Genomic DNA, 19858 nt, shown 5'->3' on the forward strand with positions numbered 1-19858 from the left:
GTAAAACTTTTGTAGCATAATTAGCGTGAGATTGTACAATCCGGGCGCCGGCTCAGCGCAGGGATGAGGGGTCCGCGCGCGGGCCCCGTGGCACCGCGTCCGCCGCGCCCAGGTCCTCGATGTGGCCGCGGAAGACGCGCAGCCACGCGGCGGCCTCCCGGACGAGATCGTCGGGGAGGGTTTCCGGTGAGTCGTCGCGGGTCACCCCGATGAGGCTGTAGCCGGACCAGCAGCGGGTCCAGCCGTCACGCTCGGGGCGGTACAGGCCCTCGCGCACGCGCAGCTCCGGGGTCGCACCGACGAGGGTCAGCGCCATCCCCACGCTCGGGGGCGTGGGAACCAGGGGAGCCGGAGCGGCCGGTGGGAGCACCCGGAGGCGCAGCCCGCGCAGCCGCAGTCGTGCGCTGGTGAACTCCAGACGGTGGAGCAGCGTGGCACGGGCGTCTGCCAGCCGTGCCGCGAGCCAGGCCTCATCGGCCCCCTCCGGCGGCGTGACCGCCTCGGCCCAGTGGTGGTAACTGTCTATCGCCATGCCGCGAATATCCTCAAACCGGAAAAATACCCAGCCTGGGGGTGGCTTTCAACGTTGGTCCGACCGTCGTGCCGCCGGCCTGGGCCGCGCCCGGCATGGTATCCTGAACCATCACTGATCGGCATGGGGACGCGTTCATGGCAGCGCAGACGCAGGCAGGCGCGGTGCGTGCCGCCGATGCGGCAACACCCGAACAGGCGGCGGAGCTCCTCCGCACGCGGCGCACCATCAACCGCTTCCGCCAGGACCCGCCGCCCCGCGACGCGGTGATCCGGGCGCTGGACCTTGCGCGCTGGGCCCCCAACCACCACCTCACCGAGCCCTGGCACTTCTATCTGATCGGCGAGGAGACCCGGCGCGCCATCATCGATCTGAACACCGACATGCTCACGGCCACCAAGGGTGCCGAGGCCGCCGAGGGCAAGCGTCGTAACTGGGAGGCCAAGCCCGGCTGGCTCGCGGTCAGCTGCGATCACTCCAGCAATGAGCTCCAGGCGTGGGAGGACTATGCGGCGTGCGCCTGCGCGATCCACAACATCGCGCTGTCGCTGTGGAGCGAGGGCATCGGCATGAAGTGGTCCACCGGCCCGGTGATCCGGGAGTCCCGCTTCTACGACCTGCTGTGGATCGACCCGGATATCGAGACGGTGATCGCCCTGATCTGGTACGGCTACCCGGACGAAGCTCCGGTGACCCACCGGGAATCCCTCGAATGCAGTCTCGTCGAGCTGCCCTGAGGCGGAGGTCGCGTTGCGCTGGAGCTGGCTGCCCTGGCGATTTCTCATCCGGCGGGCCGCCCGGGCCCACGGCTTCCTCGACCCCCTGGCGCTGATCGCGCGGCTGCAGCGCTTCGCCCAGCCCTCGGAGGTCTCCGAGCCCATCGAGCTTCTGCGCGCGGGCGTGGTCTTCCACGCCCGCGGGCTGATCAACACCCGGGTGATCCAGCACAACCTGGACTGGGTGTGGCCCTACTGGATAGAGCGCCAGTTCGATCCGGCCAGTGACGCCTTCATCCCGCGGGCGTTCTCCGTCACCCACGTCAATCTCACCCACCGCAACTGGACCGCCGTGGGCCGGCCGGATCATGCCGGGCTGCCCATTGTGGACCCGCGTGGGCTGGTGACGCCCTTCTATGACGGTCCCTCGCTGGACGCCTGGGTGCTGGGCGATGACGGCGAGCGTCTCTACCCCTCGCGTGAGACGCACGCCTCTCAGTACGTCGAGCTCAATGACGACGGCGCCGTTGTCACCGAGGTGGTGCGCAACGGCCTGCGCCTGCTGACGAGGGCGGTGGTGCGCCGGGAGTCCGGCCGGGCGGTGCTGAATCTCCACTACGAGGCGCGGGCGCAGTCGGGGGGTGACCTCGCCCTCGCGCTGCGGCCGTACAACCCCGAAGGGGTCAGCTTCGTCCACCACGCCGTACTCGGTGATGACGCCCGCGGCTGGCGTGTCGACGGGGACTGGGACGTCCGCTTCGATGCCGCGGCCGACCGGCACTACGTCTCCGACTACCGCCACGGTGACGTCGCCATCCACCTTGACGATCCGGATGCCGCATCGGTCGCCGACTGCGATACCGGGCTGGCCACAGCCGCCGCGCTGTTCCGAATCGAGCCCGGTGGTATGCGGCGGCTCAGCGTGCGCGTACCACTGAAAGAGGCCGACACGACAGCGGCGGAAGGCGACTGGCACGAAGCCCTGGCGGGGACCGCCCGGCTCGATGTGCCCGACGCCGGGGTGCGCTTCCTCTACGACAATGCCCTGCGCACCGTCATGCTCCACACCGTGGAGGACTGCTACCCGGGCCCCTACACGTACAAGCGTTTCTGGTTCCGGGATGCCGCCTTCATCGTGCATGCCCTGCTGCACGCCGGCCTGACCGGCCGTGCCCGGCGCATGCTCGATCACTTCCCCGAACGCCAGCACCGCACCACCGGCTACTTCCACTCCCAGGACGGCGAGTGGGACGCCAACGGCGAGGCCATGTGGATCCTCGCGCGCTACCACGAGGCCACCGGCGAGACCCTGCCGGAGTCGTGGCTGCACGCGCTGCGCCGGGGCGGGCGCTGGATCGCGCGCAAGCGCACGGATCCGGACGGCGGGACGGCCCATGCCGGACTGCTGCCCGCCGGCTTCAGCGCCGAGCACTTCGGCCCCAATGACTATTACTACTGGGACGACTACTGGGCGGTGGCCGGCCTGGAGGCCGCCGCCGGGGTGCTCGAGGGCCATGGCGACGGGGACCGCGCCCGGGCGTTCCGGGACGAGGCCGTTGAGCTGCGCGGTACGCTGGAGCGCTGTCACGAGCGCGATGCCGGCCGCCTGGGACGCCCCCTGATCCCGGCGTCGCCCTACCGGCGCATGGACGCCGGAGCGGTTGGCGCGCTCGTCGCCGGCTATCCGCTGCGGCTGTTGCCGGCGGACGACGCCCGGCTGCTGGGCACCGCGGACTGGCTCATGGACAACGCCCGTGTGCACGGCGGTTTCTTCCAGGACATGATCCACTCCGGTATCAATGCCTACCTGACCCTGCACCTGGCGCAGGTGCTCATGCGTGCCGGCGATCCGCGCTGCCATGAGCTCATGCGCGCGGTCGCCGGACTGGCGACGCCCACGGGCCAGTGGCCGGAGGCCATTCACCCCCGCACCCTGGGCGGCTGCATGGGCGACGGCCAGCACGTCTGGGCCGCGGCGGAGTGGCTGGTCTACCTGCGCGACGCGTTCGTGCGCGAGGAGGGCGAGCGCCTGGTGCTCGCTTCGGGGGTGCCGCCCCAGTGGTTCGCGGCCGGCGAGCCCATGTCCTTCGGCCCGACGCCCACACGCTTCGGTCCGGTAACGGTGGACATCCGGCCCGCGACGGGTCATAACGGGGCCGTAGAGGTGTGCTGGCAGGCCGAGTGGCGCCGCCGGCCCGAGGGGGTGGATATCGCGCCGGCCGGGGTTGCGTCCGTTCGCGCCCGGGCGGAGGACGGCGCGGCGACCCTGCAATGGAGGGCCCCGGCATGAACATCCTCATGATGACCAATACCTACCTCCCCCACGTGGGCGGCGTCGCGCGCTCGGTGGACTCGTTCGCGCAGATGTACCGCGCCCGTGGTCACCGGGTGATGGTGGTGGCACCGGAGTTCGATGACGCGCCCCGGGACGAGACCGACGTCGTGCGCATCCCGGCGCTGCAGAACTTCAACGGCAGTGACTTTTCCGTGGTGCTGCCGGTGCCGCGTTTCCTGGAGCGGGCGGTGATGCGTTTCGAGCCGGACATCGTCCATTCGCACCACCCGTTCCTCATCGGTTCCACCGCGCTGCGGCTGGCCTCGCTGTTCGACCTGCCGCTGGTGTTTACCCACCACACCATGTACGAGCGCTACACCCACTACGTGCCCGGCGACTCCGCGGTGCTGCGGCGTTTCGTGGTGCAGCTCTCGACCAGCTACGCCAACCTCTGCGACCGGGTATTCGCCCCCAGCGAGAGCATCGCCGGTATCCTGGCCGCCCGGGGCGTGCACACGCCCATCGACGTCGTGCCCACGGGCGTGGATCTCGCCGCCTTCCGCGGCGGTGACGGCGCGTCCTTCCGGCGGCGTCTCGGCATCGACGCCGATGCCTTCGTGATCGGCCACGTGGGCCGGCTGGCCCACGAGAAGAACCTCGGTTTCCTCGCCCGGGCGGTGGCGCGGGTGCTCGCGGATGCACCGCACGCGCACTGCGTGATCGTCGGTGCCGGGGCCGCGGAGGATGATATCCGCTCGGCCTGCGAGCGTGCCGGCGTGGCCGCGCGGCTACACATGACCGGCAAACTGGTGCAGCCCGAGCTTGCCGACGCCTATGCGGCCATGGACCTGTTCGCCTTCGCCTCGCTCACCGAGACCCAGGGCGTGGTCCTCGCCGAGGCCATGGCGGCGGGGCTGCCAGTGGTGGCCATCGACGCGCCGGGGTCGAGGGAGGTGGTGCGCGACGGCGAGAACGGACGGCTGCTGCGGGACCCGGACGAGACGGCGTTCGCCGCTGCGATCGAGGACGCCATGGCCCGCCGGGAGGCGGGCTGGGACGACTGGCAGGCCGCGGTCGCGGAGACCGCCCGGGCCTACTCCCTGCAGGCCTGCGCGGACCGGGCGCTGGCGCTGTACCGCGATCTCGACGGCACCGAGGGGCAGGCCGACGAGGACCATGACCTCTGGCACATGAGCCTGCGCCGTATCCGTGCCGAGTGGGACCTGCTCAAGGGCGTGGCCCAGGCGGCCGGGACGTCGCTCGGCGACGAGTTCCGTAACCGCCGGGACCAGCGCGATACCGGCTGACGCCGCTCAGGCGGCCCCGCCGGCGGCGTGCCAGACGGTGATCGCCGCCGCCAGGTCCTCCAGCGAGGCGCCGACGGACTTGAACAGGGTGATCCCGGCATCGTCGCGCCGCCCGGGGTGCTCGCCCCGGGCGAGGGCGGCGAGATCGGCCTGGATGTCGCTGTCGTAGTCGAAGGCACCGGCCTCCGCCGCCTGGCGCAGGTCGCCGGCCTCGCCGCGGGCGCCGGCCTCGGTGTCGACGAACACCGCCGCGCGGCGCACGGCCTCGTCGTCGCTCTCGCGCATGTCCGCCCGGAAGGCGCCGACCAGGTCGAGATGGGTGCCCGGGCGCAGCCACTCGCCGTGGACCAGCGGCTCGGTGGACAGCGTCGCGCAGCTGACGATATCCGCCTCGCCCACCGCGGACTCGAGGTCCGTGACCGCCTCGCAGTCGATGCCCCGTTCCCGGCAGTGCGCCGCAACCGCCCGCGCCTTGTCGGGGTTGCGCCCCCAGATGCCCACGGAACGGATCGGCCGCACCGCCGCGTGCGCCTCGACCAGCATGGGCGACAGTGCCCCGGTACCGGCGACCACGAGGCGGCCGGCGTCGGCCCGGGCGAGGTAGCGCGCGGCGAGCGCGGAGGCGGCGGCGGTCCGCCGGCGGGTGAGCTCGCTGCCCTCGATGCAGGCCAGCGGCTGGCCGGTCTCGCCGCTGCAGAGGAAATAGACCCCGGAGATCGCCGGCAGGCCCCGTGCCGAGTTCTGGGGGAAGACGTGGGCCATCTTCACCCCGATGTAGCCGTCGTGCTCCCAGGCGGGCATCAGCAGCATGGTGGCCTCGCCGTCCGGGCGCGGGATCGCGTGATGGTGGCGTGGCGGGGCCTCGCAGCCCTCGCGGAACAGGGTCTCGATGCCGTCGATGAGCGCCGGCCAGGCAAGGGCCCCGGCGACGGCGTCAGCGCCGATGATCTGCATGGGTCGCGATCTCCTTCGTACCGGGTCGGGTGGCTGGCCTCACTCCCGCCAGATCAGGCTGGCCATGCGGCCGGTACGCCCGTCCCGGCGATAGGAGAAGAACCGCTCGGCGTCAGCATACGTGCACAGGCCGCCGCCGTGAATCGAGCCGACGCCGGCGCTCGAGAGCCGCCGGCGGGCCAGGGCGTAAAGGTCGGCGAGCCAGTGGCCCTCGCGTACCGCGCGGAAGCAGTCCCGGGCCCCGGGGTCGGCGAGCAGGCAGGCCTCGCGGACGTCGTCGCCGATCTCGTAGGCGTCCGGGCCGATCGCCGGCCCGAGCCAGGCGACGAGCTCGCCGGGCGGGCCGGTCATCGCGGTGACCGTGTTCTCCAGAATGCCACCGGCGAGTCCCCGCCAGCCGGCATGGGCGGCGGCGACCTGGGTGCCGGCGCGGTCGCAGAGCAGCACCGGCAGGCAGTCGGCGGTGAGCACCGCGCAGACGACACCCGGCTGGTCGGTGACGCTGGCGTCCGCCCGGGTGGCGTCGCGGTCCACCGTGCCGGCGGAGACCACCCGTACGCCGTGGACCTGGACCAGCCAGCGCGGCTCTTCCGGCAGGTGCAGGGCCTGGGCGAGGCGGGAGCGGTTGCCGGTGACGCTGAGGGCGTCGTCGCCGGTGCGGGCGCCGAGGTTCAGGCTGTCGAAGGGCGCACGGCTGCTGCCGCCGATGCGGGTGGTGGCGGCGGCGTGCACGCGGCGGGGCGCTGGCCAGTCGGGCGTGATCCACGAGGGTGCGTTCATATCGGGCAGTCTACACCGTGGGTGGCGGGAGAAAGTGGTGGCCCGACAGGGGGCCGCCGCCCGGCGGCAGGGCGCCGCCGGGCGGGGCACGGAGGCCGCGGACGCGCCGGGCCCGGTACCGTGGGGACCTCCCGGGCGGTTACTCGGGGAGGTCGTCGAGCGGTGACGGATCGAGCCCCTCGGGGGCCTCGAAATGGGCGTCCACGAGACTGTCCTCCACTTCGGCGAGGGTCGCCGGGTTCCATCGCGGGTTCTGGTCCTTGTCCACCAGCAGGGCGCGGACGCCCTCGGGGAAGTCGTGGCGACGGGTGCACTGCACGGACATGGCCAGCTCGCGCCGGAACACCTGTTTGAGCGAGAGGTGGCGACCGCGGCGGAACTGCTCGAAGATCACCCGTGCGGAGGTCGGGGAGCCAAGCTCCAGGTTGCGGGTGGCGGTGGCCAGCCATTTGTCCTCCGGGCTGCTCTCGCGCATGGCCTCGAGGATGCCGGCGACGCTGTGCCGGTCGGTGACGTGGTCGATGAAATCGATGTGCTCGAGCACGTTCGAGTTCGGGCGCTCGCCGCGGCAGCCGTCGGCGAAGCGGCGCAGCAGCAGCGAGAGGTGGCCGCGGTTGAGCTCGGGGTCGTCGTCCCAGGCCACGTCGGCGAGCGCGGCGAAGATGGCGTCGCGGTGCTCGGCGGTGATGAAGTAGTCCGCGAGGCTCGTGTAGAGCGCGTCCGCGGGGTTCATCCGCGCGCCGGTGAGGCCGAGGAACAGGCCGACACGGCCGGGCATGCGGTTGAGGAACCAGGTGCCGGCGACGTCCGGGTACAGCCCGATGGTGATCTCCGGCATGGCGATGCGCGAGGCCTCGGTGACCACCCGGTGGCTGCCACCCACCATCATGCCGAGGCCGCCGCCCATGACGATGCCGTGGCCCCAGACCAGCAGGGGTTTGGGGTAGGTGTGGATGCGGTAGTCGAGGCGGTACTCCTGCTCGAAGAACTGCTCGCAGAAGGTGCTGCGCCCGCCCTCCGCCTCCTGGATGGCGTGGTAGGTGGCGACCACGTCGCCGCCGGCGCAGAAGGCCTTTTCGCCGGCGCCGTGGAGGACCACGCAGGCGATGCCCGGGTCATCGGCCCAGCGCTCGAGCTGCGGGCGCAGGGCGGCGATCATGGCGGGATTGAGGGCGTTGAGCGCCTTCTCGGCGTTCAGGCGCGCGAAGCCCACGCGGCGGCCGTTGGCGGCGCTGACCTCCTCGAAGATGACGGGCTGATCGGACATTCGGTGCTCCTTGGTGCGATCGGGTGGACGGCCGTACCCGGCCGCCGGTGACGGGCATTGTGGCCGCCGGCCGGCCGGATGCCAATCCACGCGACGGCAGCCGGAAGGAGGGAGGGCGGTGCCGGACGCGCCGCGGGGCGCGTCCCGGTACCGTCGCCGGCGACGCCCGAAGCGGGTGGCCGTGCGGCTCAGCGGTTGCGCCACTGCGGCGGGCGTTTCTCCAGGAACGCGGCGACGCCCTCGCGCTGGTCGGCGGTATCGAACAGGCGCACGAAGCGTTCGCGCTCGTCCGGGAGGTTGTCCGCCATGGGCCGCCGCTGGGCGCCGTCGATCAGGGCCTTGCAGTGGGCGACCGCGGTGGGACTCTGGTTGCCGACCTGTCCGGCGAGCGTGCGGGCGCGCTCCAGGGCCTCGCCACGACCCACGGATTCCTCCACCAGGCCGATGCGCAGCGCCGTGGCGGTGTCGAGCTGCTCGCCGCAGAGGATGATGCGCTTGGCCCAGCCCTCGCCGACCAGCCGTGGCAGACGCTGGGTGCCCCCGGCGCAGGGCAGCAGGCCGACCTTGGCCTCGGGCAGGGCCAGTTTCGCCTGCTCCTCGGCGATGCGGATATCGCAGGCCAGCGCCACCTCCAGGCCGCCGCCCATGGCAAAGCCGTTGACGGCGGCGATGGCGACGCCGCGGAAGGCCGCGAGGGCCTCGAAGGCCTCGCCGAAGCGCCGGGCCATGTCGGCGGCCACGGCGGCGTCGCCGTCGGCGAAGAGCTTGAGATCGGCCCCGGCGGAGAAGAATTTCTCGCCCTCGCCGGTGAGCACCAGCGCGTAGACGTCGCGGTCCGCGTTGAGCTCGGCGATCAGGCGGGCGAAGTCGATCAGGCCCTCTCGGGTCCAGGTGTTGGCCGGCGGGTTGGACATCGTCACCACCGCGGTGTGACCGCGCCGCTCGACGGTGAGATTGGTGTGGTCGCTCATCGGATTGCCTCCGCGGCGTGGTCGGCGAGCATGCGGCGGCCGATGATGAGCCGCATGACCTCGTTGGTGCCCTCCAGGATCTGGTGCACGCGGGTATCGCGCACGTGCCGCTCCAGCGGGTACTCGCGGATGTAGCCGTAGCCGCCGTGGATCTGCAGCGCCTCGTTGCACACCCGGAAGCCCACGTCGGTGGCGAAGCGTTTGGCCATCGCGCAGTAGGTGGTCAGCTCCGGGTCGCCGTGGTCGAGCCGCCACGCGGCCAGGCGGACCATCTGCCGGGCGGCGACCAGCTCCGTGGCCATGTCCGCGAGCTTGAACTGCAGGGCCTGGAAGTCCGCCAGCGGCCGGCCGAACTGCCGGCGCTCGTGCATGTACCGGCTCGCCGCCTCCAGCGCGGCCTGGGCGGTGCCCACCGAGCAGGTGGCGATGTTGATGCGGCCGCCGTCCAGGGCCTTCATGGCGAGGCGGAAGCCGTGGCCCTCCTCGGCGAGGAGGTTGTCCGCGGGCACGCGCACGTCGTCGAAGGTGATGGCGCGGGTGGGCTGGCTGTTCCAGCCCATTTTCTCTTCCTTGCGTCCGTAGGAGATGCCTTTCAGGTCCGCGGGCACCGCGAACGCCGAGATCCCGCCGGGACCCTCGCCGCCGGTGCGGGCGAAGACCACGAGCACGTCGGTGTCGCCGGCGCCGGAGCTGAAAACCTTGCCGCCGTTGAGCACGTAGTGGTCGCCGTCGCGGCGGGCGCTGGTGCGCAGGCTGGCGGCGTCGGAGCCGGCACCGGGCTCGGTGAGACAGTACGAGCCCAGGCGTTGCCCGGAGGTGAGGGCCTCGCCCCACTCGGCGACCACGGACGTGCTGCCCCAGGTGGTGATCATCCAGGTGACCATGTTGTGGATGGTCAGGAACGCCGCCGTGGAGGTGCAGCCGCCGGCGAGCTCCTCGAAGATGATCGCCGCGTCCAGCCGCGGCAGCCCGAGACCGCCGGCGGCCTCGTCGGCGTAGATGCCGCAGAAGCCGAGCTCGCCGGCATGGGCGAGCACGTCCTTGGGGAAGTGGCACTCCGCGTCCCAGCGCGCGGCGTTGGGGGCGAGCTCGTTGGCGGCGAACTCCCGCGCGGCCTCCTGGAAGGCGGTCTGCTCGTCGTTCAGGGAGAAGTCCATGGGCGTGTCTCCCTTCAGCCCAGGTTGATGGTCATGTTCGGGCCGTGGCCGTCGGGGATGTCCGACTCGAACCACCGCTCGATGACCGTCTTGGTCTCGGTGTAGAAGCGCACCGCGTCCTTGCCGTAGGCGTGGAGGTCGCCGTAGAACGAGCCCTTGCCGCCGGTGAACGAGAAGAACGGCAGCGGCACGGGAATCGGGATGTTCACGCCGATCTGCCCGACCTCGCACTCCCGGCGGTACTTGCGCACCGCGGCCCCGGAGTCGGAGAAGATCGAGGTGCCGTTGCCGTAGGGGTTGGCGTTCACGAACTCGATTGCCTCGTCGAGGGTATCGACGTGGACGACGTTGAGCACCGGCCCGAAGATCTCCTCGCGGTAGCAGCTCATCGCGGCGGTGACGTTGTCGATCAGTGTCGGCCCGACCCAGTAGCCGTCCGGGTAGCCGTCGACCTGGTAGCCGCGGCCGTCGAGCAGCAGCGAGGCGCCCTCGGACTCCGCCGTGCCGATGATGCGCTCCACGCGCTCCTTGGCGGCGCGGCTGATCAGCGGACCGTAGGCGGCCCCGGCGTCGCCAGTCACGCCCGGGCGGGTCTTCTCGAAGCCGGTTTTGAGGTCGTCGACCCAGTCGCGGGTCTCCTCGCCGACGAGCACCACCACGGAGATCGCCATGCAACGCTGGCCGGCGGCGCCGCAGGCCGCACCCACGAGGGCGTTGACCGTCTGCTCGCGGTTGGCGTCCGGCATCACCACGGAATGGTTCTTGGCGCCGACCATGCACTGCACACGCTTCAAGTGGTCGGTCGCCGTGCGGTAGATGTGCTGGCCCACGTGGGCGGAGCCGACGAATGACACCGCCTTGATGTCCGGGTGGGTGAGCAGGGTGTCCACCTGCTCCTTGCGCCCGTGCACGATCTGCAGCAGGCCCTCGGGGAAGCCCGCCTCCTGCCACAGCTCGGCGAGGCGCATGGGCGTCAGCGGATCCTGCTCCGAGGGCTTGAGCACGAAGCTGTTGCCGCAGGCGACCGCCAGCGGATACATCCACAACGGGATCATGGCCGGGAAGTTGAACGGCGTGATGCCGGCGCACACGCCGAGGGGCTCGGTCCAGCTGGTGGTGTCCACGCCGCCGGCGACCTGGGCCATGGCCTCGCCCATCAGGTGCGTGGGCACGCCCATGGCGTGCTCGACCACCTCGATGCCCCGCCAGACGTCGCCCTTGGCGTCCGCGAAGGTCTTGCCGGTCTCCTCGGCGAGGATGCCGGCGAGCTCGTCGTGGTGCTCCTTGAGCAGCGCCTGGTAGCGCATCACGTAGCGGGCCCGCTCGGATACGGAGACGTCGGCCCATGCCTTCTGGGCCTCTTTGGCCGAGGCGATGGCCCGGGCCATTTCGTCATCGGTGGTCACGGGGGCGCGGGCGATCACCTCGTCCGTGGCCGGGTTGGTGACGTCGATCCACTCGCTCGCCTCGCTGTCGACGAAGCGGCCTTCCAGGAAAAGGGGGACGGTTCGAGTCATGGGGACACCTGTATGGTTATGCCGGGCGCCGCGCGGTGGCGGTGCCGCCTCTCCTCCGGTCGCGTGAGCCGCGGCGTGTCGGCCCGGCCCATGGTCCCGCGGCCGGGACTCTCGACTGCCCGAACCATTCTAGTTACGTTTACGTTAACGTCAATTTAGTGGGCCTCGTTGCGCGTTAATCCTGGCGGGCTTCGAGGATTGACATATTAAAGGCAAGCGCCCGCGGGCGCGTGGGGAGCAAAACGATGCGGCTGGACGGAAAGGTGTTCCTGGTTACCGGGGCGGGTTCGGGTCTCGGTGGGGCGACGGCGCGGGAGCTTGTGGGGTGTGGTGCCCGGGTGGTGCTCGCCGACCTCAACGGTGAGGCCCTGGCGGCCCTGGCGCAGGAGCTCGGCGATGCCGCCGTGGCCTGCGAGGCGGACGTTACCGACGAGGCGGCGGTCACCGCGGCGGTGGCAAAGGCCCGCGAGGCCTTCGGCGCTTTGCACGGGCTGGTGAACTGCGCCGGCGTGGTCCACGGCGAGCGGGTGCTGAACCGCGACGGCGACCCTCACGGGCTGGAGAGCTTCGCCCGGGTGGTGCAGATCAACCTGGTGGGCAGCTTCAACTGCCTGCGTGTTGCCGCGGCGGCCATGGCGGACAATGAACCGGACGCCGAGGGCGAGCGTGGTGTGGTCATCAACACTGCCTCGGTAGCGGCCTTCGACGGCCAGGTGGGGCAGGCGGCCTATGCCGCCTCCAAGGCCGGCGTGGCGGGGCTGACTCTGCCCCTGGCGCGGGATCTCGCCGACCGCGGGATCCGGGTGATGGCCATTGCGCCGGGGATATTCGAGACGCCCATGATGGCAGGTCTGCCCGAGAAGGTGCGCGAGAGCCTCGGCGAGCAGACGCCGTTCCCGCCGCGTCTCGGGCGGCCGGCGGAATATGCCGCGCTGGTGCGCCACATCTGCGAGAACGTGATGCTCAACGGTGAGGTGATCCGGCTCGACGGCGCCATCCGGATGGCGCCGCGGTAGGCGGTGCGTGGCGGGGCGCGGAGCGGTGGCGCCCCGGTGTGGCGCCGGCCGTTCCCCGGGGCGTTTTTCGGGGTTGAATTAACGTTTACGTAAACGTAACCTCCAATCATCGGCAGAGGGCGGACCCTTCGAGACCATAACCCGTCCCGCCGACAGGAGGAGGAGAGGTCCGGCCGCGGTCCGGCCAGGGGCCCGTCCCGCGTTGCGGGCCGGCGGGCCGCCGACGGGGCGCACCGTTCCAGCGCGCCGGCCCCGGCCCCGCGGGGTGGGTTCGCGGGCATGCCTCTCCCGGAGACATGACAGGCGGCCGAGGCCGCCACAGACAGGGGAGTTCGGCATGGCTGAATCCGGGATCGGCGATGTCATCCTGAACGTCGACGACATCACGCTGTCGTTCGGCGGTGTGAAGGCGCTGCGTAACGTCGGCCTCGACGTGCGCGAGAACGAGATGTTCTCGATCATCGGTCCGAACGGCGCCGGCAAGACCTCGCTGCTGAACTGCATCTCCGGGCGCTACCACCCGCAGCAGGGCAGGGTCCGGTTCGACGGCACCGACGTCACCCGCCTGCGGCCGAACCGCCGCTGCGAGATGGGTATCGGCCGGACCTTCCAGAACCTGGCGCTCTACGACCACATGAGCGTGCTCGACAACATCATGGTCGGGCGCCACCACCACCTCCGGAACAACTTCTTCACCGGCTCGCTGTACTGGCTCACCGGCGCCCGCCGCGAGGAGCTCGACCACCGCGCCCAGGTCGAGGACATCATCGACTTCCTCGAGATCGCGCATATCCGCAAGTCCGTGGCGGGCACGCTCTCCTACGGGCTGCGCAAGCGTGTCGAGCTCGCCCGTGCCGTGGCGCTGCGCCCGCGGCTGATCCTCCTCGACGAGCCCATGGCGGGAATGAACCACGAGGAGAAGGAGGATATGGCCCGCTACATCGTGGACCTCAACGAGGAGTGGGGGATCACGGTGATCATGATCGAGCACGACATGGGCGTGGTCATGGACCTCTCCCACCGTGTCGTGGTGCTCGACTTCGGCGAGGTCATAGCCGACGGCGCCCCGGAGACGATCATGGCGAACCCGCGGGTGCGCGAGGCGTACCTGGGCGAGGACAGCGACGCGGAGGTGGCCTGATGGCTGAGCGTGCGATGGAGCTGCCGGACATCCGGCATCACGACACCTTCCCCAAGCTGGTCGCCTACAACGCGGCGCACTGGGGCGACGAGGTGGCGATGCGCGAGAAGGAGTTCGGCATCTGGAACGAATACACCTGGCGGGACTACGACACCGCCGTGCGGCGCTTTGCCCTGGGTATGCACGCCCTGGGCGTGGAGCGTGGCGAGACCGTGTGCATCATCGGCGGCAACCGCCCGGAGTGGGTGCACTGCGAGGTCGGCGCCCACGCCATCGGCGCGATGAGTCTCGGCATGTACCAGGACAGCCTCAACGACGAGGTGGCCTACCTCATCAACTACGCCGAGGCGCCGCTGGTGATGTGCGAGGACGAGGAGCAGGTGGACAAGGCGCTGGAGATCACCGAGCAATGCCCCTGCGTGCGCCATATCGTCTACCACGATCCCCGCGGCATGCGTAAGTACGACGACCCGCGGCTGATCAGCCAGGACGAGCTCTTCGAACGCGCCGAGGCGCTGGAGCGTGAGCGGCCTGGCCTGTACAAGGAGATGCTCGCCGCCGGCCGGGGCGAGGACGTGGCCATGCTGATCACCACATCGGGCACGACCTCCAAGCCCAAGCTCTCGATGATGCAGGCGGGGCCCTTCCTGGATCACTGCCTGGCCTATCTCCGCGCCGACCCGAAATTTCCCGACGACAACTACGTCTCGGTGCTGCCGTTGCCGTGGATCATGGAGCAGGTCTACGCCGTGGCGCAGTCGCTGCTCAGCCGGATCACGGTGAACTTCGTCGAGGCCACCGAGACCATGATGGCCGACCTGCGCGAGATCGGCCCGAACTTCGTGCTCCTCGCGCCCCGGGTCTGGGAGACCATCGCCGCCGACGTGAAGGCGCGGATGATGGAGGCCTCGCCGTTCAAACGCCGGATGTACGACGCCGGCATGCGACTCGGCATGGAGGCGGTGGAGCGCGGCGAGCACTCGCGGCTCGCCCACTGGATCCTCTTCCGTGCGCTCAAGGACCGTCTCGGCTTCACCTACCTGCGCTCGGCGGCCACCGGCGGTGCGGCGCTGGGTCCGGACACGTTCAAGTCCTTCCTGGCCATGGGCGTGCCGCTGCGCCAGCTCTACGGCCAGACCGAGCTCGCCGGTGCCTACACCATCCACCGCGGCGACGACATCGATTACGACACGGTGGGCGTGCCCTTCGACAACGCCGACGTGCGTATCGACAACGCCGACGAGAACGGGGTCGGGGAGATCGTGGCCCGCAACAGCGGCATGTTCCTCGGCTACTACAAGAACGAGAAGGCCACCGCCGAGGACATCGAGGACGGCTGGATGTACACCGGCGACGCCGGCTACTTCAAGAAGAGCAACGGCCACCTGGTGGTAATCGACCGGGTCAAGGACCTGGCCACCACCTCCCGGGGCGATCGCTACTCGCCGATGTTCATTGAGAACAAGCTCAAGTTCTCGCCGTTCATCGCCGAGGCGGTGATCCTCGGTCACGAGCGGCCCTATCTCGCCGCGATGATCTGCATCCGCTACGGGATCATGGCCAAGTGGGCCGAGCAGCGCGGGGTCGCGTTCACCAACTACACCAATCTGTCGGCGCAGCCGGAGGTCTACGACCTCATCCGCTCGGAGGTGGAGCAGGTCAACGCGACGCTCCCGGAGTGGCAGCGCATCCGCAAGTTCCTGCTGCTCTACAAGGAGCTGGACCCGGATGACGGCGAGCTCACGCGCACCCGCAAGGTCCGCCGGGGTGTGATCCAGGAGAAGTACAGCGACATCATCGAGGCGGTCTACGGCGGTGACGATCAGGTGCACGTGGATACTGTCATTACCTTCCAGGACGGTACCACCTCGCGGATCCGCACGGACCTGCGCCTCGTCGACCTGGCACCGGACGATGGCGTGCCGTCCGCCGCCGGCGAGAATCGCGCCGCCGGCGCGGCCTGACCCCGACAGGAGGAGAGAGGGATGAACTGGGAACTGCTCGGTCAGCTGCTCGTCAACGGGGTCATCGTCGGCACGCTCTACGGCGTGGTCGCGATGTGCTTCGTGCTCATCTACAAGTCCACGCAGGTGGTGAACTTCGCCCAGGGCGAGTTCCTGCTGATCGGCGCGTGGGTATGCTGGGCGCTGCTGGTGAAGTTCGGGCTGCCGTTCTGGCTGGGCTTCCTGGTGACGCTGGCGTTCATGTTCGCCTTCGGCGTGCTGCTCCAGGTGGTGGTGCTCAGGCCGATGATCGGCGAGCCGATCATCTCGGTGATCATGCTCACCATCGGGCTGTCGATCTTCTTCCAGGCACTGCTGTCGTGGATCTTCGGCGAGTTCGTGAAGCCGTTCCCGGAGGTGTTCTCCGTCGACTCGGTGACCATCCTCGGGCTCAACGTCCAGCCCGCCTACATCATGAGCCTGGTGATCTCGCTGGCGATCATGGTGGGCTTCTTCTGGTTCTTCAAATACTCGCGCATGGGCCTGGCGATGCGGGCCACCGCCTTCGACCAGCAGGTCGCGCAGAGCCTCGGGATCTCGGTGAAGCACGTCTTCGCCCTGTCCTGGGCGATCTCGGCGATGGTCTCCTCGCTCGCGGGCGTGGTCATCGGCATGGTCAACGGCGTGTCCTCGGCGCTGTCGTTCTACGGCATCAAGGTCTTCCCCGCCGCCATCGTCGGCGGGCTGGACTCTATCGTCGGCGGCATCGCCGGTGGGCTGATCATCGGCATCCTGGAGAACGTCGCGCAGTTCGTGGACAGCCAGTGGCTGGAGTGGGGCAATCTCTACGAGATCGTGCCCTTCTACGTGCTCGTGGCGATCCTGATGATCAAGCCCTACGGGCTGTTCGGTACCCGCGACATCGAGCGCGTGTAGGCGCGCGCCACAGTAAAACGCCCCGGCACCATGGACGCCGGGGCCGAGGAGGAGAGTCGGCATGGCTTTGAGCGCGGACAGCATGCGCTGCGGCGAGTTCCGGACCAGCTACCGGGCGGATACCACCATCTTCCCAACCCCGATGTCGCGGAACTTCGCCATCGCCGGGGTGCTGGTCCTGGTGCTGGCGCCGCTGTTCCTGAACGCCTATTACCTCAACCTGCTCATCCAGATCGGCTACTACGGCATCGCCGCGCTGGGGCTGAACATCCTGGTGGGCTTCTCCGGCCAGATCTCGCTGGGGCATGCCGCGTTCTTCGGCTTCGGTGCCTTCGCCTCGGCGTGGCTGAACAATACCACCGGACTGCCGGTGATCCTGTGCATCCCGCTGGCGGGGGTGATGACCACCGCGGTGGGGATGATCGTCGGCGTGCCCGCCGCGCGCATCAAGGGGCTGTACCTCGCCATCGCGACGCTCGCCGCGCAGTTCATCCTGGAGGATTTCTTCAACCGCGCGGCGTGGTTCACCGGCGGCTCGTCGGGGGCGCTGGCCGACCCGATGTCGCTGTTCGGCTATACCTTCAGCACGGATCAGAGCTATTTCTACCTGGTGCTGGCGTTCGTGGTGGTGATGTACCTGCTGGGCGCGAACCTGCTGCGCAGCCGCGACGGCCGCGCCTTCGTGGCGGTGCGCGATCACTATCTCTCCGCCGAGATCATGGGGATCAACCTGACCAAGTACCGGATCCTCGCCTTCGGCGTGTCCTCGTTCTACGCCGGCATCGGCGGGGCGCTGTTCGCCCACTATCTGGGCTTCGTCTCCGCGGAGGGCTTCACCATCCTGCTGTCCATCCAGTTCCTCGGGATGATCATCATCGGCGGGCTGGGCTCGGTGATGGGCACCCTGATGGGCACCGCCTTCATGGTGCTGCTGCCGGAGGTCATGGACGGCACCGCCGGCGTGGTCAGCCAGTTCTTCCCGGGCTTCAGCCAGGGGCTGGCCTATCTCAAGGAGATGGCTGTGGGCCTGGCGATCGTGCTGTTCCTGATCTTCGAGCCGGACGGGCTCGCGCACCGCTGGAAGCTGATCAAGGCGTACTGGAAGCTCTACCCGTTTTCCTACTAGCAGGAAGCGGTCCCGGCGGTTCGCCGGGGCCACAAGGGGCCCCGGCCCCGCCATAAAAGCGCCAACAAGGCACTGGAGGAGAGAGAAGCATGATGCGCAGCATGACCCTCGCGATCACGGCGGCCGCGGCCGTGGGGCTGGCGAGCGGCGTCGCCGCCGCCGAGCCCATCCACGTCGGCCATCTCGCCGCCTACACCGGCCCGACCTCGGCGGTGGGCAAGGTTTACGGCCAGGGCATCGAGGACGCCATGGCCTACATCAACGAGCAGGGGGGTATCGACGGGCGGACCCTCGAGCGGCACACCGTGGACTACTCCTACGAGGCACCACGGGCTATCGCCGCCTACAAGCAGTGGACCAGCTCCTACGATCCGCCGGTGATCCAGGGCTGGGGCACCGCGGACACCGAGGCGCTGGTGCGCTTCGTCGCCCGGGACAAGATCGTGTACATGTCCGCCTCCTACTCCGGCCACCTCACCGACCCCACCGGCAAGTCGGAGCACACCAAGTCGGCGGCGCCGTACAACTTCTTCTACGGCCCGTCCTACACCGACGGCTGCCGCGCCATGGTGTCCTGGGCGAAGGACGACTGGGAGAGCAAGGGGGGCGAGGGCAAGCCCAAGTGGGTGCATATGGGGGACAATCACCCGTACCCGAACGCCCCCAAGGCGGCCTGCACCGAGTATGCCAAGAACCAGGGCTTCGAGGTGCTCAATCCGATCGTCTACTCGCTCTCGCCCGGTGACTTCAAGGCGCAGTGCCTGTCGCTGAAGGAGTCCGGGGCGGATTACGCCTACCTGGCCAACACCTCCGGTTCCAACATCTCGCTGCTCAAGGCCTGCGACACCGTGGGTACCGACGTGCAGTTCGTCTCCAACGTCTGGGGCTTCGACGAGCTGGCCGCGCCCGCCGCGGGCAAGGCCGGTGACGGCATCGTCTTCCCGGTGGGCGCCGCCCAGTGGGGTGCCGATGTCCCGGGCATGAAGACGATCGAGGCGATCTCGGAGATGTCCGGCGGCGGCGAGCGCGCCCTGCACTACATGCGCGGCGTGTGCTCGGTGTACTTCATGCGCGACGCCATGGAGATGGCCGCCGAGGACGGCGAGATCACCGGGCCGAACGTGAAGGCGGCGCTGGAGAGCATGAGCGACCACGTTCCCGAGGGGATGGAGGGCGTGTGCCTGCCCCACACCTGGACCCCGGAGAACCATCGCGGCACCACCCAGGTCATGGTCTACCAGAACCACTGGAAGGGTGACGGCGACTTCTCGCTGGAGAAGCTCACCACCGTCGATCTGCCGCGCCGCGAGGACTGGCTCGGCTGGTAAGCCGCACCGCCGCCGGGGCGTTCGCCCCGGCGGCACCCATCAACAGCGAGGGGGAAGCGTCATGTCACAACCGGCGGGGGCGGCCACTGCGGCACCGGTACTGGCGGTGAACAACGTCGAGGTCGTCTACGACGACGTCATCCTGGTCCTGCGCGGGGTCTCGCTGGAGGTCCCCAAGGGGCAGATCGTGGCGCTGCTCGGGGCGAACGGGGCGGGCAAGTCCACCACCCTCAAGGCCATCTCCGGGCTGCTGCGGACCGAGGACGGCGAGGTCACCCGCGGCAGCGTGGAGTTCGAGGGCGAGACCATCAGCAACCGTCCGCCCGAGGAGATCGTGCGCCGGGGCATCTTCCAGGTGATGGAGGGCCGGCGCATCGTCGAGGACATGACCGTGGTCGAGAACCTCCGCCTGGGCGCGTTCACGCGCCGGGACAAGGAGGGTATCCGCGCCGACATGGAGATGGTCTTCGAGTACTTCCCGCGCCTGCGCGAGCGCTCCGGCGGACTGGCCGGCTACCTCTCCGGCGGTGAGCAGCAGATGCTCGCCATCGGCCGTGCCCTCATGGCGAGGCCGAAGATGCTGCTGCTCGACGAGCCCTCGATGGGGCTGTCGCCGCTGCTGGTCAAGGAGGTGTTCGCCATCATCGGGCGTATCAACCGCGAACAGGGCCTGACCATGCTGCTGGTCGAGCAGAACGCCAACTTCGCGCTGCGCATGTGCGACTACGGCTACATCATGGAGAACGGCAAGATCGTGCTCGATGGTAGCCGCGAGGCGCTGATGAACAACGAGGACGTCAAGGAGTCCTATCTCGGTGGCGGCGAGGAGCGGCGGTCGTTCAAGAACCTCAAGAGCTACAAGCGCCGCAAGCGCTGGCTGTGAACCGGGAGG

Annotated in this window: 17 protein-coding genes; 10 read left to right on the forward strand and 7 right to left on the reverse strand. The window is 69.6% G+C overall.

Going from position 1 to position 19858, the window contains the following annotated elements; all coding sequences use genetic code 11:
* Nucleotides 1-52: 52 nt before the first annotated feature.
* Nucleotides 53-532 (reverse strand): hypothetical protein, encoded by a 480-nt coding sequence (locus tag ACEZHJ_RS03825; RefSeq protein WP_163138705.1) that lies wholly within the window; start codon nt 530-532, stop codon nt 53-55.
* A gap of 137 nt (nt 533-669) precedes the next feature.
* On the opposite strand from ACEZHJ_RS03825, the gene ACEZHJ_RS03830 reads away from it, so the two are divergent.
* Genes ACEZHJ_RS03830 through ACEZHJ_RS03840 form a run of 3 tightly spaced genes read left to right on the forward strand, consistent with a single transcriptional unit; the run spans nt 670 to nt 4830 of the window.
* Nucleotides 670-1269: a nitroreductase gene (locus tag ACEZHJ_RS03830; protein ID WP_163138706.1), complete on the forward strand. Its 600-nt coding sequence runs from the start codon at nt 670-672 to the stop codon at nt 1267-1269.
* A 13-nt stretch (nt 1270-1282) separates the two neighbouring features.
* Nucleotides 1283-3538, forward strand: a complete 2256-nt coding sequence (locus ACEZHJ_RS03835) for a hypothetical protein (protein WP_259201759.1) — start codon at nt 1283-1285, stop codon at nt 3536-3538.
* Nucleotides 3535-4830, forward strand: coding sequence for a glycosyltransferase (locus ACEZHJ_RS03840; RefSeq protein ID WP_163138708.1), 1296 nt, complete (start codon nt 3535-3537; stop codon nt 4828-4830). The genes ACEZHJ_RS03835 and ACEZHJ_RS03840 overlap by 4 nt, the downstream gene beginning before the upstream one ends.
* A gap of 6 nt (nt 4831-4836) precedes the next feature.
* Here the strand turns inward: ACEZHJ_RS03840 and ACEZHJ_RS03845 are convergent, their stop codons facing one another.
* From ACEZHJ_RS03845 to ACEZHJ_RS03870, 6 genes are all read right to left on the reverse strand, one after another.
* The gene (locus ACEZHJ_RS03845; protein WP_163138709.1) at nt 4837-5784 is read right to left on the reverse strand and encodes an ornithine cyclodeaminase family protein; all 948 of its coding nucleotides are present in this window, start codon (nt 5782-5784) and stop codon (nt 4837-4839) included.
* Nucleotides 5785-5823: 39 nt separating this feature from the next.
* On the reverse strand, nt 5824-6564 hold the full coding sequence (gene pgeF, locus ACEZHJ_RS03850) for a peptidoglycan editing factor PgeF (protein WP_163138710.1): 741 nt from the start codon (nt 6562-6564) through the stop codon (nt 5824-5826).
* A gap of 139 nt (nt 6565-6703) precedes the next feature.
* On the reverse strand, nt 6704-7831 hold the full coding sequence (locus ACEZHJ_RS03855; RefSeq protein ID WP_375036241.1) for an enoyl-CoA hydratase/isomerase family protein: 1128 nt from the start codon (nt 7829-7831) through the stop codon (nt 6704-6706).
* Between the two features lie 188 nt (nt 7832-8019).
* Complete coding sequence (locus ACEZHJ_RS03860; protein ID WP_375036242.1) at nt 8020-8802, reverse strand: enoyl-CoA hydratase; 783 nt, start codon at nt 8800-8802, stop codon at nt 8020-8022.
* The gene (locus ACEZHJ_RS03865; protein ID WP_163138713.1) at nt 8799-9959 is read right to left on the reverse strand and encodes an acyl-CoA dehydrogenase family protein; all 1161 of its coding nucleotides are present in this window, start codon (nt 9957-9959) and stop codon (nt 8799-8801) included. Before ACEZHJ_RS03865 ends, ACEZHJ_RS03860 begins: the two co-directional genes overlap by 4 nt.
* Nucleotides 9960-9973: 14 nt before the next feature.
* Nucleotides 9974-11476: a CoA-acylating methylmalonate-semialdehyde dehydrogenase gene (locus ACEZHJ_RS03870; protein ID WP_163138714.1), complete on the reverse strand. Its 1503-nt coding sequence runs from the start codon at nt 11474-11476 to the stop codon at nt 9974-9976.
* 245 nt (nt 11477-11721) lie between these two features.
* Between ACEZHJ_RS03870 and ACEZHJ_RS03875 the strand changes: the two genes are divergently transcribed.
* From ACEZHJ_RS03875 to ACEZHJ_RS03905, 7 genes are all read left to right on the forward strand, one after another.
* Nucleotides 11722-12492 (forward strand): SDR family NAD(P)-dependent oxidoreductase, encoded by a 771-nt coding sequence (locus ACEZHJ_RS03875; protein ID WP_163138715.1) that lies wholly within the window; start codon nt 11722-11724, stop codon nt 12490-12492.
* A 337-nt stretch (nt 12493-12829) separates the two neighbouring features.
* A complete protein-coding gene (locus ACEZHJ_RS03880) occupies nt 12830-13633 on the forward strand; it encodes an ABC transporter ATP-binding protein (protein ID WP_163138716.1) in 804 nt (267 codons plus the stop codon).
* A complete protein-coding gene (locus tag ACEZHJ_RS03885) occupies nt 13633-15597 on the forward strand; it encodes a long-chain fatty acid--CoA ligase (RefSeq protein WP_205599694.1) in 1965 nt (654 codons plus the stop codon). Before ACEZHJ_RS03880 ends, ACEZHJ_RS03885 begins: the two co-directional genes overlap by 1 nt.
* 21 nt (nt 15598-15618) lie before the next feature.
* Complete coding sequence (locus ACEZHJ_RS03890; RefSeq protein WP_018719175.1) at nt 15619-16512, forward strand: branched-chain amino acid ABC transporter permease; 894 nt, start codon at nt 15619-15621, stop codon at nt 16510-16512.
* Nucleotides 16513-16573: 61 nt separating this feature from the next.
* Nucleotides 16574-17638 (forward strand): branched-chain amino acid ABC transporter permease, encoded by a 1065-nt coding sequence (locus ACEZHJ_RS03895; protein ID WP_018719174.1) that lies wholly within the window; start codon nt 16574-16576, stop codon nt 17636-17638.
* Nucleotides 17639-17727: 89 nt separating this feature from the next.
* Complete coding sequence (locus tag ACEZHJ_RS03900) at nt 17728-18966, forward strand: ABC transporter substrate-binding protein (RefSeq protein WP_018719173.1); 1239 nt, start codon at nt 17728-17730, stop codon at nt 18964-18966.
* Nucleotides 18967-19027: 61 nt separating this feature from the next.
* Nucleotides 19028-19849: an ABC transporter ATP-binding protein gene (locus tag ACEZHJ_RS03905; protein ID WP_018719172.1), complete on the forward strand. Its 822-nt coding sequence runs from the start codon at nt 19028-19030 to the stop codon at nt 19847-19849.
* Nucleotides 19850-19858 lie beyond the last annotated feature (9 nt).

Origin of the sequence: Arhodomonas sp. KWT2 (assembly GCF_041949875.1) — a bacterium.
Classification (GTDB): Bacteria; Pseudomonadota; Gammaproteobacteria; order Nitrococcales; family Nitrococcaceae; genus Arhodomonas; species Arhodomonas aquaeolei.

What these genes read in the sequence shown, in the direction of transcription:
- ACEZHJ_RS03825 (WP_163138705.1), bottom strand. Translation starts at nt 532, where the DNA reads ATGGCGATAGACAGTTACCACCACTGGGCCGAGGCGGTCACGCCGCCG.
- ACEZHJ_RS03830 (WP_163138706.1), top strand. Translation starts at nt 670, where the DNA reads ATGGCAGCGCAGACGCAGGCAGGCGCGGTGCGTGCCGCCGATGCGGCA.
- ACEZHJ_RS03840 (WP_163138708.1), top strand. Translation starts at nt 3,535, where the DNA reads ATGAACATCCTCATGATGACCAATACCTACCTCCCCCACGTGGGCGGC.
- ACEZHJ_RS03845 (WP_163138709.1), bottom strand. Translation starts at nt 5,784, where the DNA reads ATGCAGATCATCGGCGCTGACGCCGTCGCCGGGGCCCTTGCCTGGCCG.
- pgeF (WP_163138710.1), bottom strand. Translation starts at nt 6,564, where the DNA reads ATGAACGCACCCTCGTGGATCACGCCCGACTGGCCAGCGCCCCGCCGC.
- ACEZHJ_RS03855 (WP_375036241.1), bottom strand. Translation starts at nt 7,831, where the DNA reads ATGTCCGATCAGCCCGTCATCTTCGAGGAGGTCAGCGCCGCCAACGGC.
- ACEZHJ_RS03860 (WP_375036242.1), bottom strand. Translation starts at nt 8,802, where the DNA reads ATGAGCGACCACACCAATCTCACCGTCGAGCGGCGCGGTCACACCGCG.
- ACEZHJ_RS03865 (WP_163138713.1), bottom strand. Translation starts at nt 9,959, where the DNA reads ATGGACTTCTCCCTGAACGACGAGCAGACCGCCTTCCAGGAGGCCGCG.
- ACEZHJ_RS03870 (WP_163138714.1), bottom strand. Translation starts at nt 11,476, where the DNA reads ATGACTCGAACCGTCCCCCTTTTCCTGGAAGGCCGCTTCGTCGACAGC.
- ACEZHJ_RS03875 (WP_163138715.1), top strand. Translation starts at nt 11,722, where the DNA reads ATGCGGCTGGACGGAAAGGTGTTCCTGGTTACCGGGGCGGGTTCGGGT.
- ACEZHJ_RS03880 (WP_163138716.1), top strand. Translation starts at nt 12,830, where the DNA reads ATGGCTGAATCCGGGATCGGCGATGTCATCCTGAACGTCGACGACATC.
- ACEZHJ_RS03885 (WP_205599694.1), top strand. Translation starts at nt 13,633, where the DNA reads ATGGCTGAGCGTGCGATGGAGCTGCCGGACATCCGGCATCACGACACC.
- ACEZHJ_RS03890 (WP_018719175.1), top strand. Translation starts at nt 15,619, where the DNA reads ATGAACTGGGAACTGCTCGGTCAGCTGCTCGTCAACGGGGTCATCGTC.
- ACEZHJ_RS03895 (WP_018719174.1), top strand. Translation starts at nt 16,574, where the DNA reads ATGGCTTTGAGCGCGGACAGCATGCGCTGCGGCGAGTTCCGGACCAGC.
- ACEZHJ_RS03900 (WP_018719173.1), top strand. Translation starts at nt 17,728, where the DNA reads ATGATGCGCAGCATGACCCTCGCGATCACGGCGGCCGCGGCCGTGGGG.
- ACEZHJ_RS03905 (WP_018719172.1), top strand. Translation starts at nt 19,028, where the DNA reads ATGTCACAACCGGCGGGGGCGGCCACTGCGGCACCGGTACTGGCGGTG.